The organism is Tumebacillus lipolyticus, assembly GCF_042682745.1.
GTDB classification, from domain to species: domain Bacteria; phylum Bacillota; class Bacilli; order Tumebacillales; family Tumebacillaceae; genus Tumebacillus_A; species Tumebacillus_A lipolyticus.
The window spans coordinates 58,983-72,972 of the sequence record NZ_JBHUIO010000002.1 but is presented as its reverse complement, the minus strand read 5'-3'; the positions used below and the strand labels follow the sequence as shown (position 1 = coordinate 72,972).

The following is a 13,990-nucleotide window of genomic DNA, read 5'->3' as shown; positions in this document are numbered from 1 at the left end:
AAGCAAGCGAACACAACGACCAGCTCATTCCGATTTCCGAATACTTTCGTACTACGAAATACTCTTTGTTGAATTTTCGGAAATCTGCTAGGATAAAAGAAAGAAGTGACACCACTACTAGTTTAGCTGGAGGACATCATCGCATGAAACTTCAAGGAGATCGACTTTACATTCGCAAGACGCAAGTGTCAGACGCCGAAGAGTTGTTGGCACACCATCTGCGCAACAAGGAGCTTTTCGATCTATATCGACCGCTGAGATCTGAAGATGATTTCACGCTCGAAGCGATGCGTGGAAAGCTGGAACGACAACACCAGGAGTGGGAGCAGGACAAAAGCTATGCGTTTCATGTGTTTTTGAATGAGACGGACGCTTTCATCGGCAGCGTCGACCTGATGTTTGTCCAACGCGGACCGGGTCAAAGAGCTCTGCTCGGCTATGAGATGGATCAGGCACATCATGGCAAGGGCTTGATGTCAGAAGCGGTTCGCCTCTGTTTGAAATATGGGTTTGAACATGCCGAACTGCACCGAATCGAAGCGGGCGTGATGCCGCAAAACGAAGGTTCAAACCGGCTGTTGGAGAAACTCGGCTTTCACAAAGAAGGTCTGTTCCGCAAAAATGTGAAGATCAATGGACAATGGGAAGACCATTACATCTGGGCGATGCTCGATACAGACTGGTCGAACCGATCGAACTGATCGTGCTGCATCCGAGCGGGATCACATCATCAGTGCTCGAACTGATGAAAAAAGACCTGTGCCAAGCGCAAATTGGCACAGGTCTTTTCGCATGTTCCTGTCATTTGAGTGACCCCTTCCTGCTGAGATCTACGTCTGCTACTCTTCTACTCCGTTGCTTTTCGAAGGTCCCGCGCACCGGTGGAGAACGGCGCGATCAACCTCGATCTGCCGCTCTCTTTGTCCTCCCCTCACCCTGCTAGCTTTCCAAGCCAAACTCTTCGAACAACCGCTCCTTTCCCAAAGCTGTAACGCGCACCGCTCGACAGCTCGGATCTTTTTCAATCCATGCGAGTTCAAATAGACGGCGGGAGATCGCAGCTCCCAGCGCCCCGCCGAGATGATGCCTGCGCTCACTCCAGTCGAGACAGGGCTTGGCAAAATGGCGTCTGGCCTTGTAACACGCGTGCAGATCAACGCCGAAGCGTTCCAGTCGTGCCGCGCCTGCTTCGGTCACGATGTAGTCGCCTGTCCTTTCCTGCAGCCATCCCCGATCTACCAGCGCACGAGTCAGTGCGACACCTAGCTGACCTGCAAGGTGATCATAGCAAGTTCGAGCCTCTCTGAGGCGCTCCATCTCCACAGATTGCCGCAATGAGCGGATTTTGACAGGTGGTGCGAGCAGTGAGATCGCTTCCAAGGCGTTGGCCACTTCGGGGCCAGACAGCCGATAGTAGCGGTGGCGTCCCTGCGTTTCTACTTGTAAAAGATTCCCTTCGACCAACTTTGTCAAGTGTGCAGAGATCGTCTGCGGGGTTACACCTGACAGACGAGCCAAGTCACTTGCTGGAAGCGCTCGTCCGTCCAACAGCACGTCTAATATGATCGCTCTTGTTCGATCTGCCATCAACGATGCGATGCTTGCAACATCAGGATAAACATTCATACTTCGATGATAGCCGAAACATTCCTCGCTTACAATCGAGTGAGGAGGGATCGAACAGATGAACAAACATGCGATCGAGATTCAAAAATTGTACTATGGGTTCCCAGTCATTCTGGTCAGCTTCTACAATCGAGCGGGGATTCCCAACTTGGCGACCCTGTCCTCCTCCTTTTCACTCGGCAACATGATCTGCCTTGGATTCGGACGCGGAGGGCATGCGATCGGAGCCATCCGTGAAGTCGGTCAGTTTGTCGTCAACGTGCCTGACCGCAATTTGATGGAAGCGATCGAAATCTGCGGATATAGCAGCGGGGCTGAACACGATAAGTTTGCCTTGAGCGGACTGACACCTGTTGACGCCGTTCAAGTCAAAGCGCCGTTGGTCGCAGAGTGTCCGATCTCACTCGAATGCGAGGTGAGCCATCTTGATGAGGAGGGGGGCTATGTGATCGTCGTCGGCAGCATCGTACAGCGTCACATCGCTACCACTCTGCTTGACGATCAGCTGCACCTGAAAAACGAAGCGGTAGACCCGGTCTACTTTGTTGGTGATCATCATGACCGCGCGTACCGCTATCTCGCACAACAGCAGGCCGATCAGAAAGGAACTTTTTTGCCAGCGCGAAACGATGTGGTGTGGAGATAACCACCGGAAGCGAGCGGTCGACACGGACTGGACTTGCAACAGGCTGCAGGATGAAAAAGGGAAGGCGGCTCGATTGGCCACCTTCCCTGATCGCTCTCGTTTCAGACAGTTTGACTCATTTTCTTGGGTCGTGCGCGCAGTGGACGCATGGCCGTTTCGCTTCACAACTGAAAGTTGTCCGCTCAGCTTCTGCTCAGCCAAACAGCTCATCGAGCATCTCTTCTGCAAACTCATACGCTTCTGACTCGATCTGCAGCATGCTCACCTGCTGATCGGGGTCGGTGAGCGCCGTCTCGACAATCTGCAAAAACTGGCTGCTCAACCGTTCGATAAACGGTTCGTCGAACAGGTCGCAATCGTATTCGAGAATCCCTTCCATGTCCGCCCCGTGGTCGACGATCGAGATCGTCAAATCGAATTTGGCAGTGTCATTGTAGATCCATCTGCTCTCCACATCTAGCCCGTACAATTTCGCAGGCACGTTGTGCAGGACTTGGAACATCACTTGAAAGAGCCCCACTTCGCGCTCCACTTTCAACTCGTCGACCAGCAGATCATACGGCATGTCCTGATGGGCAAACGCTCCCAGTGCCGTCTCTTTCACACGAGCGAGCAATTCGCGGAATGTAGGATCACCCGAGAGGTCGGTGCGCAAGACGAGCGTGTTGACAAAAAAGCCGATCAGCCGTTCAATCTCGCTGTGGTTGCGGTTGGCGATCGGCATGCCGACCAACAGATCGCTCTGTCCAGAATGACGAAACAGCAACAGTTTGAACGCGGTGAGCAATGACATAAACAGCGTCAGCCCTTCCTGATCGGAGAACGACTTGATCCGCTGCGTAAGGTCGGCAGGCACTTGGAACGTGAACACCGCTCCACGACCTTTTCGCTCTGTTGGACGCCATTGGCCAGGCTGGAGGTTTAACACCGGAAGCTGACCGCCCAGCTGACCGCTCCAATAGTCGAGCAGCGTTTGCAGTTCCTCCCCTTGCAACCGCTCGCGATGCCAGACCGCAAAGTCAGCATACTGGAGCTCCATCTCAGGAAGCGGCGATCGTCTGCCCTCCACAAACGCTTCATAGAGGGTGGACAGCTCTTCCATAAATACGTTGTTCGACCACCCATCGGTGATGATGTGATGCATGTTGAACAGCAGAACATGCTCTTCTACCTCAATCCGTATCAGCAGCACGCGCAACAGCGGTCCTTCTCGCAGATCGAACGGCCGGCTCGCGTCTTCTTTGACCAAGCGTTCCGCCCACGCGTCCCGTTCCGTTTCTGCAACATCTGATAGATCGATCGAGCGCAGTTGGATCGAGTGCTCGGAAATATCGGCGACCCGCTGTACCCCGACTCCTTCGACCTCTGCAAACGTTGTGCGCAGCGATTCGTGGCGGTGCACGATCTCCTCCAGGCTTCGCTCCAGCGCTGACACATCGAGCTCTCCGCACAAGCGCAAGTTGATCGGAACATTATACGTGGCTGAGCCTGGCTCCAGCTGATCGAGAAACCACAACCGCTGCTGAGCATGTGAGAGCACAACTTGCTCTCTGTTGGCGAGAGGGACGATCTTCCGCTCATCCAGCTGATGAGCTCCGTCGACCGCCTTCTGCACACGCTCCGCAAATTCGGCGATCGTCGGTGCTCCAAACAGATCGCTCACCCGCAAACTCACCTGAAAAGCTGCTTGCACGCGCGAGATGACCTGGGTGACCAGCAAAGAATGGCCGCCCAGCCCAAAAAAGTTATCGTTCACCCCGATCTTTTCATAGCGCAAGATCTCGCTCCAGATTTTTTCCACTCGCTCTTCCAGCGAATTTCTCGGGGCGCAGTACGCCTCGATCGAATCGGAGGAACGCATCTCCGGGACCGGCAAGGACCTCGTATCCACTTTCCCGTTCGCATTGAGCGGCATCGACTGCAGCATCAGGAAAGCGGAGGGCACCATGTAGTCGGGCAGCTTTGCCTTGAGCTCTCTGTACAGATCGCCTGTGGACAACTGCGCATCTTGATCGGGCACGACATAGCCGACCAATCGCTTGTCATCCGAGCCGAACTGATGGGCGAGCACTACCGCTTCTCGCACATGCTTCAGCTTGTGTAACGCCGCTTCGATCTCGCCCAGTTCGATGCGAAACCCGCGAATTTTCACCTGGTTGTCGATGCGCCCGAGGAAGTCGATCGTGCCGTCCGTTTGAAAGCGCACCAGATCGCCCGATTTGTACCAGCGCTCACCATCCTGCTCCACAAACCGCTCCGCAGTCAGCTCCGCCCGTCCATAATACCCGCGCGCGACACAGCTACCGCCGATGTAAAGCTCACCCGCCACACCGATTGGAACCACAGCGCCCGACTTGTCGCAGATCCGAAGTTTCGCATGCCGCATCGACCGGCCGATCACAGATCGCTCCGGCGATCTCTCCCGCGACACCAAATGATGCGTACAGATGATCGCCGTTTCGGTCGGCCCGTAGAGAATCTGAACCTCCGCGCTGGGAAACGTTTGATGCATCTCGACGAGCAGTTCGGGCGGCACCGCTTCACCACCGATAAAGATCGTGCGGAGCTGCTCGAAGCGGGACGTGTCGATCGCCAGTCGCTTCCTCGTGTCGAGGATCTGCCGCATCAAACTCGGTACGGTAAACAGCATCGTGAACTGTTCCAAGTCGCCGACCAGAGCGGTCAGATCGAGCAATTTCTCTTTCATGAGCAGGACGGATGTCCCGCCGGAGATCAGCATATTGAACAGTTCGAAGTAGGAGATGTCAAAGGCGAACGATGCGATCCACGGAAACACATCTGCCGCTGAAAAGGCAAAATGATCTTGGCTGGCCAGCAGCGTTGACATCAGCTGTCGATGTTCGACCATGACCGCTTTGGGCCGACCGGTCGAGCCTGATGTGTAGATCAGATAGGCCAGGTTGTCGGGGCGCACAGAGGACTGAACGTTCTGTTTCGGCTGTCTGCCGATCAGTTCCTGCTCCGCATCGACGAGCACTTGCTGTACCGAAAGTGGAGGCAACACCGAAAGCAACGACTCGCTGGTCACCAACAGCGACAGGTTGTCATCTTCGAGAATCAGCGCGAGTCGCTCTGCCGGATGGGCAGGATCGAGCGGAACAAACGCGCCGCCCGCCTTGAGCACGCCGAGGATCGCAATCGGCAGCTCCACGGTGCGCTCCAAGCAGATGCCGACCAGCGACTCGGGGCCGACACCTAAGCGCTGCAAGTGATGAGCCAACTGGTTGGCGCGACCGTTCAACTCAGCGTAGGAGAGACGGATATCCCCCGCGATCAGCGCCACCGCATCTGGCGTTTTCGCCACTTGCTCGGCGAACAGCTGTGGAAAACAGCGCTGCGGATAGACTGTCTGCTGGCGGTTCCAATCGTTCTTCACTAGCTGTGTCTCCGCTGCTGACAACATCGGCAGTTCCCACAATCGGGCGTCCGGGGTCGCGACGATGCTTTCTAACAGCATTAGGTAATGGCCGGCAAAACGCTCGATCGTCAGGCTGTCGAACAGGTCTTCGTTGTATTCGAGGCGGCCGATCAGCCGATCGTCGATCTCTGTGAGCGCCAGCGAGAGGTCAAATTTGGCCGAACCGTTGTCGATCTCGATCGGTTGCACCGTCAGCCCAGACAGCATAAACTCCCAGGAAGGCGTGATTTGAAATGCCACTTGAAAGAGCGGCATGCTGCTCAGATTGCGCTCCGGTTGCAGTTCCTCCACCAGCTTTTCAAAGGGGACATCCTGGTGGATGCTCGCATCGATCACCGTCGAGCGCACGCGCTGGAGCAGTTCCCGAAACGGCAGCTCGCTGGACAGTTCGGTTCGCAGGACCAACATGTTGACGAAAAAGCCGATCATCCGCTCGATCTCTCGTTGTCCACGGTTGGCGACAGGAGATCCGACCAATAGATCCTCCTGCCCGGTCAAGCGATGGAGCCACACGTAATATGCTGACAGCATCGACATGAACAGGGTGGTGCCTTCCTGTTTGCTGAGCAGTCGAAGGCGCTTCGTCAGTGCGCTTGGCACCTGGAGCAGATGAACCGCTCCGCGATGGCGATTGACCTGCTGTCGCTGGCGGTCTGTCGGCAATTGCAACACCGGCAGTGGGCCGCTCAGCCGCTCTCGCCAATACTCGACCTGCTCATCGATCGCCCCGCTCTGCACCCGCTCTCGCTGCCAGTGTGCATAATCGGCATATTGGACCGACAGATCGGAAAGGGGTGACGGCGATCCGCTGGAAAAAGCGTCATAGAGCATCGACAGCTCCTCTGCCAGCACTCCCATCGACCAACCGTCCGCTGCGATATGGTGAATGATCAGCGAAAGGATGTGCTCTTGCTCTCCCAGCCTCAACAGCGAAAAGCGAATCGGCAGATCATGCGTCAGATCGAACGGTAGCTGCGCCGCCTGCTGCAACCAAAGCTGCGCCTCTGCAGCGCGAAGGTCTGCATCGATGGCGGTGAGATCGATCTGCTGCAGAGGTGCGATCCTGTGCTCCTCAACACACTGCATCGGCATTCCGTCCCGGTCAGCAAAGCGGGTGCGAAGCGCCTCATGGCGTCGCACGATCTCCTGGAGTGCCTTTTCCAGCGGCTCGACTTGAAGTTCTCCATACAGATGGAGGGCGAACGGCATGTTGTAGAGATAGTCCTCACCGTTGAGTCGATCGAGAAACCACAGCCGCTGTTGGGCGTACGAGGCGGGAAGAAGTGCCGCTCGTTCGATCGGTCTGATCGGAGCTGCAGATTCTGCTCGCTTCCCAAAGCGCTCACGTCCGATCAATTCTGCCAGCGCCGCCACATCGGGCGATTCGAACAGCGCTTTCAGCTTCAGCTCAACGCCGAACGATTCTCTGATTCTGGAAATCAACTGCATCGCCAGCAAAGAGTGACCGCCCAGTTCGAAAAAGCTGGCGAAGATGCTTACAGGTTCCACGCCGAGAATCTGCTGGTAGTGACCGACCAAGATCTCCTCGCTCGCGTTGCGCGGCGCTACCTGCTCGACTCCTTCCAGCGCCTGCGCAAAGTCAGGAGCGGGAAGCGCGCGAACGTCCAGCTTGCCGTTTGCGGTCAGCGGCAGTTCGGACAGACTGATCAGGGCAGAAGGAATCATGTGGTCGGGAAGTTTTGCCCGCAAATGATCGCGAATCTCTTGCACAAGCTCGTGATTGTAGATCGCCTGCTGCGGATCGTTCGCATACTGACGCCATGAGTGCGAGTGTGGCGGCGTTGCTTCCGCCTTCCTTTCCATCTCTTCGAGCGCCTCTTCCCCACCCATTCGGACAAACAGCACGTCAAAACAGCCCGTTTCATCCGCATCGACCCAGCTGACGTCCGACCGATAGGGCAGATCGGCAGAGGCTGCCAACAGCTCCTCCAGATCGATGCCGCAGCTAGGATCGACAAGGGCGCGCAACTCGCCGACCGTCTCGGGCAACACGCCGCTCTTCACCGCTGCCAGCATCTGCGTCACATCTGTCAGCCTCGCGTTGGGGACCCGCTTGATGCAGAGCTTGTCAGGTTGCTCTTCGGCGAGCAATCGGCGCACTTCGGCGATCGTCAGCTCGTCCGTTTGCCAATCGAGCGACGCCCCATCAGCCATGCTCGGTTCAGACTTGCCGATCGAAAGCGTCACATCGTAACGAAACATTGTCAGCTCATTGAGCGAATGACCGCGCTTAGGACGAATCTGCACATGACCGATCTGCGGAAGATGTTTCTGCAAGGCGAGAAAGAATGCCGGATCGATCACCAACTCCTTATCGATCAGCACCGCACGCCGTGCACGCCGCACCGCGTTTTCCAACAGTTCCTCATCAGGCTGATCGAACAGCTCGCAAGCGAGATGGAACGATTCCAGTAAAGGATAGCTCCTGACGTCCCCGACAAAGACGGTCCCATTTTCTCCGATCGCACGCACCACATGCTCAAGGACGTTCAGAAAATATTCGATGCTCGGAAAATACTGTACGACAGAGTTGAGAATCACCATGTCGAACTCGCCTGCCGCATAATCGGTGAGCTGGTCGGCTCGCCGATGGACGACCTGCACATGCGGCATGTTCAATTCTTGCGCACTGTTCCGAAGCTTTTGCACAACCGCCTGAGAAATGTCTGTGCCGGTATAGGATTGGCACTTTGGTGCCACGCGGTAGAGGATCATCCCCGATCCAGTCCCGATCTCAAGCACCCGCGTTGGATGGTGATGCAAAATCCGCTCGATCGTATGATCGAGCCATTCGCGCATCTCCTCAGCGGGGATCGGCCGTTTCCGCATGCTGCAATGCCAGCCGACCAGATGAAACGTCGGATCGTGCTCCGGCCCATCCTGCTGATAAAAATCATCAAACAGCGTCTCCCACTGCTCTGTCCGCTGCCCGCTCGCATCGGGCACGATGTAAGCGACCAACCGCTTGTCTCCCGATTCGTCCGCATGGGCGATGACCGAGCAATCTTTCACCGCCGGATGATCGCCGAGCACCGCCTCGACCTCCCCCAATTCGATGCGATAGCCTCGTATTTTGACCTGATTGTCGATCCGTCCTAAATACTCCAGATTGCCATCGGGCAGAAAGCGCACCAAGTCGCCCGTCCGATACATCAGCGCATTCGGCTCAGCATACGGATTAGGAACAAATCGCTCCGCCGTCAAGTCCGGACGGTTCAGATACTCGCGAGCCAATCCATCCCCACCGACATATAGTTCGCCGGGAACTCCGATCGGCACCGGTTGCAGATGGCGATCGAGCACGTAGACGGTCGTGTTGGCGATCGGTCTGCCGATCGGCACCGAGCTCTCGATCGACTCGATATCGTTCACCCGATAAGTGCTGGTAAAGGTGGTGCTCTCCGTCGGGCCGTAACCGTTGATCAGGCGACATTCCGGCCAGCGCTGCCGCACTTTTTTCACGTGGGACACAGAGAGCACATCACCGCCCGCCAACAGTTGCCGAACGGAGCTCAGCGATTCTAACTGCGACTCCACCATCTGCCTGAACAGCCCCGCAGTCAACCAGAGGGTTGTCACCTGAGCGGTTTGGATGACCTGTCCGATCTCTGCCACCGACAGCTTGCCAGCCGGGCAGATGACCAGGCGCGCTCCGTTCAGCAGCGCCCCCCAGATTTCGAACGTCGCCGCATCAAAGGAGATCGGAGCGCACTGCAGGAACACTTCGTCAGTCGCAAAGCTCGCATAATCGCTCGCTTTGACCAACCGCACCACCCCGCGCTGCGGCACACAAACCCCTTTCGGTCGGCCGGTCGAACCTGACGTGTAGATGATGTACGCCAAGTTGTCGATCGTCGTCTCACAAGGCAGGTCGCGATCATCCGCAATGCCTGACGTTTGCTCGCCATCATCCAGCAAGACGAGCTCCACACCCTGCGTGGGAATCCTCGGCAAAAGCGCTCGCTGCGTCAAAAGAACCGATACTTCAGAATCTTCCAACATAAAATGCAATCGATCGTCCGGATAGTTGGCATCGAGCGGCACATACGCCCCTCCCGCCTTGATGATCGCTAGCAGCCCGACCACCAAGTCGAGCGACCGTTCCACGCAGATGCCGACCCGCGCTTCCGGACCGACGCCAAGCAGTCGCAGACGGCGTGCAAGTCGGTTTGCTTGGCTGTTGAGCGCTCCATAGGTGAGGGAGCGATCCTCATAGATCACCGCTACCGCATCAGGGGTCCGATTCACCTGCTCTTCGAACAACTGCTGCATGCTCGCGCTCGGATAGGGAGTCTCCGTTCGGTTCCATTCGACCAGCAGCTGATTTCTTTCCACATCGGTCAGCAGAGACACCTCTGCTAAGGAACGACTGGGCTCTGTTGAGAGCGCGGCGAGCAGCGTGAGAAAATGACCGGACATCCGCTCGATCGTCTCCGGTCGCCAAAGGTTCGCATTGTAAGTAAAACGTCCAACAAGATCGGCTGTCCCATCCTCGATGCTCAGGTGCAAGTCGCACATCGTCTGCACCCCTCGATCCACGTTTGCCGAGCCGATCTCAAAGGCGATCGGCACGAGCGCCCCAGCTTCTATTCGGCCATCCGCCTGCATCTGCAGTGGAAGATCCTCGATCGGTAAACGCACCGTCTGCGCTTCCCGCTCCGCCTTTTGCACCAGATCGATCAATTCCTCAAACGAACGCGCATTGGACAGATCGACATGCAAGAGAAGCGGGGCACCCGCTTCATCCAGGCCAGAATCGATCGCGCTGACATTCAGCTCACCCGCTGCCGCATATCGAGCGAGCAACAGACAAAAAGCGGCCAGCAGAGCGGTCGAGCGCCGCACATCGGATCGCTGGCCGATCGATGACAGCCGGTCGGACAGCTCCTGTGAGATGAGAAACGAACAGGACTCACCCTGATAGCGAGCAACAGCACCGCGCGGGTGGTCTGTGGGCAATTGAAGCATCGGCAATCGTTTGGTTGGTGACAAGAATCGTTCGGTCATCTTGCAGTTTCCCTCCCTTGGAAAATCACAGCGCATCGGCGATTTTGGACAAACGACAGAAAGTGTCGATCTAAATTGCAAGTCGGTATAACTTCATTCGAATTGAATAAAGTGTACCGAAGTAATAACAAAATGTATTAGAATAAATCTTATATAATAACATAGTACATCTTTTCATAACTGAGGTCAAATTACACATTAAGTTATCTCTTTTGTTTTTCTCTTTCCTTTTACCATCCGCTGCGCTCTCGATTCGCAGCTGCTGTGGCGGCAGCGGTGCAACACAAAAAAGCCCTGGCAATTGCCAAGGCTTTCTGCTCGATACTCGAACTATAGCGCTTTGACCATATGGCGAAACTGATAGCCGCTGACCTCCAGCTCGCCATCAACGCGAAAGCCGGACCGCTCATACAAGCGAAAGGCGCGATCGTTTTCCTGCTCCACGAGCAGGGCCAGTCGCTGGTGACCTTGCGACTGTGCTCTTTGCACAAAAGCGCTCATCAGCTCTCGGCCGAATCCTCGCCCTTCAAACCCTTCGGCGACCGCCACCGTGTCAAGGTAGTATTCATCATCTCGCGCTTCTTTGGTGATCGTCAGGTGCGGATCGCCCGTCAGCTCGATCAGGCGTTCCAGAAACGGACGATCCAATTCGTCAGTGCGGCTGCCCGCGTAGGAGACGAGCACGCCGATCACCTGCCCATCGAGCTCTTTGACGAGCGTGTTCTGATAGCTGAGTCGATTGCCCTCCTGCTGGAAAAAAGCTTCGAGCACTCGTCTCGTTTCGTTCGGATCGTCCGTTCCGGCAAGGGTGTGTGCTATGTTGCCAATCGTGGAATAGATCAGTTCGATCGCTGGTTGGAAGTCTTCTTTTTTTGCCGGGCGTATCATCTTGGTTCCTCCTGTTCTGCAGTCGATCACCTAACCTCGATCTCCTGTTGCTCGTAGCTGTACATGAGTAGCGGATCATAGATCGGATCGTCAACAGACGAGAGCCGGATAACGTATTTATTGTTTCGATTTACGAAAGCCAGCCGCTTCCGCTTCTGCCGGCGAGCAGAATAGCTGCTCCGCTTTCGTTTGCTCATAGTACCGCCCACCGGGGACGTGGTAGATCTTCTCGCCCTTGGTGTTGATGTTCCCCTTGATGTTCGGATCGGCGCATCCGGTCGGTTGAACCGCTTCTTTTTCGGCCGGATCGCTCTTCGCTCCCTCCGGCACTTCCTTTTCGAAAACATCGTTGGTCGATTTCGCCGAATCTTTGTAGATGCCGAGCGCCCAAAGCCCCAGATTATCGGCGCGCGCCTTGCGCTGAAGCTTGAGAAAAAGCTCCTGATATTTTACATTCGGCTGAATCGTCATCAGCTGTGCGTAGCCCTCGCGCAAAAGTGTCGCATTGAACATCAGCGCTTCGATGTCCGCCTCCGTCTTCGGCGCTTCTGTGTAGATGTAGGCCAGTGTTCGGCCATAGCGATCTGTCGGTTGGACATCAGTCTCCACAAAAACTTTTTTCCCCTCAAGCGCCTTTTTGGTAAAATCGCTCGCCTCTTGGCCGTAGGGCTGTACTGCCGTGCCTGGCTTCTTCGTCTCCGGCGTGTTGACGCCGATCATGCGCACTTTCTCGCCATTTTCCAATTGAATCGTGTCACCATCTGCCACATGGGTCACGACCGCATACCGCCCTTCGATCGCCGAAGTTGCAGAGTTAGCAGACGATGGCGAAGACGAATTTTTATCTGAACCAGGTTCTGCGCAGCCAAGTAGCCCCAAACAACAAATGAACAACAGTGCTATTTTTTTCATATCTTCTCCTCCACGTTCTACGCTACAATAAAAAATGGAAGAATGCAAAAGGCCGGCAATCTGTGGCAAGGAAGCTCCTGCTTTGCCTGATCGTTTCCTCCGTCTCTCCTGCGCGTGCTTTCACTTGCTCTGCGAAACGGCCCTCCTGCCGCAAAGTTGAAACGGCGGTGCTTTCGCATTCACCTCTGTTCTCATTGTGAGAAAAGTGTTAAGATATGAAGAGAATCTATTCCAAAAGAAGGTATTTTGCATGAACAGTACAATTGACTTTTCACGTTTTCTCGGTCAAGTCGTGAAAGATGTGGAGATCGACAACTCAACGCCCTCGCTTAAATTCAATTTTGGCACCCTCCATGTGGAATGTTTTTGGAGAGTGCGGAACCGCGAATACATGAGGTATGGCAAGCTGGATCAGCAAGCGCTTGTGCGATTGCGGCAAGACTTGGTGGGGAGAATGATCACCCGCCTGATTCACACCGATTTTCCGTCCGATCTGCAGGTGGAATTTGACGGAGAGCTCTACCTGGATGCGATCTGTTCGAGCGCAGAGACGGAGAGCTGGTTGCTGACGCGACCGGACGGGTTTTTCTTGGTGGCCGGTTCGAGCGGCCGATACACGTTCTGGGAACCGGAATTTGAAGAGCCGTCCGCGTCGGCAGATTTGCAAGAGGAGGAGTAAGGAGGTATTGGCTTGAATTTGCCGCTGCAAGTCTATGATTTTATTGCAGTTCTCTTCCCCGGTGTTCTGTTGCTGGGAATCGTGAAGCGAGAAGCGCCTGGACTTCCGATCTGGAATGACGGCATGCAGTTCGGCACGCTCGCGCTTTTGCTTGTGATCGGCTATCTCGCAGGACAGCTGCTCGCCCAGATCGCACGGACGATCGAAAGCGAGCCGACGACGAGCTGGTTGTTGCAGATCGGGCGTCGCAAGCGGCGCAGAAGAGGCCGGTTAGAAGGCCGCCTGTCAAGTTTGCGCTTCACCACCCAACTGAATGAAGCGATCTTGTCTTCGCTGTCCGACTTCTACGGAAGGCCGGTACAGCCAAACGACCCCGACCTGTTCAACCTCGCCTTTTCCCCCGTTCAAGACAAGATGATCAAACGCGACCTCTTTCTCGCCCTCGCCAACATGATGCGTTCGCTCGCTGTCCTCGGTTTTTTTTATGGCGTTTACTTAGCGGTCGAAATTGTGCTCAGCTTGGTGCTCAAGTGGCAGTTTGACCTCTATGCGATCCCGCTCTTGGTGCTGAGTCTCCTCGGATATATCTTCTTTCGCCGCGGGTTTTTGGAATATGAATCGATCGCCAGCAAAATCCCGTTTCTCGCCTTTCTAGCCTGGTATCGACAGCAAAAGATGCTGAAAGGGTGATGGTTGAAGCGTTCTTACTTGCAGAAAGCCGCTTCGATCAATCAATCGAGTGCAAAGCGAAGACCCCCGATCACCTGAACAT

8 protein-coding genes are annotated in these 13,990 nt (G+C 55.5%); 4 read left to right on the top strand and 4 right to left on the bottom strand.

The window, feature by feature from the left end:
* Positions 1 to 143: 143 nt before the first annotated feature.
* On the top strand, positions 144 to 701 hold the full coding sequence (locus ACFSOY_RS00325; RefSeq protein ID WP_386043202.1) for a GNAT family N-acetyltransferase: 558 nt from the start codon (positions 144 to 146) through the stop codon (positions 699 to 701).
* A gap of 238 nt (positions 702 to 939) precedes the next feature.
* On the opposite strand, the gene ACFSOY_RS00320 is transcribed toward ACFSOY_RS00325, so the two are convergent.
* Positions 940 to 1,626, bottom strand: coding sequence for an ArsR/SmtB family transcription factor (locus ACFSOY_RS00320; protein ID WP_386043201.1), 687 nt, complete (start codon positions 1,624 to 1,626; stop codon positions 940 to 942).
* A 58-nt stretch (positions 1,627 to 1,684) separates the two neighbouring features.
* Here ACFSOY_RS00320 and ACFSOY_RS00315 point away from each other — a divergent pair, with 58 nt between their 5' ends.
* A complete protein-coding gene (locus ACFSOY_RS00315; protein WP_386043200.1) occupies positions 1,685 to 2,272 on the top strand; it encodes a flavin reductase family protein in 588 nt (195 codons plus the stop codon).
* Positions 2,273 to 2,465: 193 nt separating this feature from the next.
* On the opposite strand, the gene ACFSOY_RS00310 is transcribed toward ACFSOY_RS00315, so the two are convergent.
* The 3 genes from ACFSOY_RS00310 to ACFSOY_RS00300 all read right to left on the bottom strand — a co-directional run bounded on the left by ACFSOY_RS00310 (position 2,466) and on the right by ACFSOY_RS00300 (position 12,539).
* The gene (locus tag ACFSOY_RS00310; RefSeq protein WP_386043198.1) at positions 2,466 to 10,739 is read right to left on the bottom strand and encodes an amino acid adenylation domain-containing protein; all 8,274 of its coding nucleotides are present in this window, start codon (positions 10,737 to 10,739) and stop codon (positions 2,466 to 2,468) included.
* Positions 10,740 to 11,069: 330 nt separating this feature from the next.
* Positions 11,070 to 11,627, bottom strand: a complete 558-nt coding sequence (locus ACFSOY_RS00305) for a GNAT family N-acetyltransferase (RefSeq protein WP_386043196.1) — start codon at positions 11,625 to 11,627, stop codon at positions 11,070 to 11,072.
* Positions 11,628 to 11,744: 117 nt separating this feature from the next.
* Positions 11,745 to 12,539 (bottom strand): thermonuclease family protein, encoded by a 795-nt coding sequence (locus ACFSOY_RS00300; RefSeq protein ID WP_386043195.1) that lies wholly within the window; start codon positions 12,537 to 12,539, stop codon positions 11,745 to 11,747.
* Between the two features lie 250 nt (positions 12,540 to 12,789).
* On the opposite strand from ACFSOY_RS00300, the gene ACFSOY_RS00295 reads away from it, so the two are divergent.
* A complete protein-coding gene (locus ACFSOY_RS00295) occupies positions 12,790 to 13,218 on the top strand; it encodes a hypothetical protein (RefSeq protein ID WP_386043193.1) in 429 nt (142 codons plus the stop codon).
* A gap of 12 nt (positions 13,219 to 13,230) precedes the next feature.
* Positions 13,231 to 13,908 (top strand): hypothetical protein, encoded by a 678-nt coding sequence (locus tag ACFSOY_RS00290; protein ID WP_386043192.1) that lies wholly within the window; start codon positions 13,231 to 13,233, stop codon positions 13,906 to 13,908.
* The last annotated feature ends 82 nt before the right edge of the window (positions 13,909 to 13,990 follow it).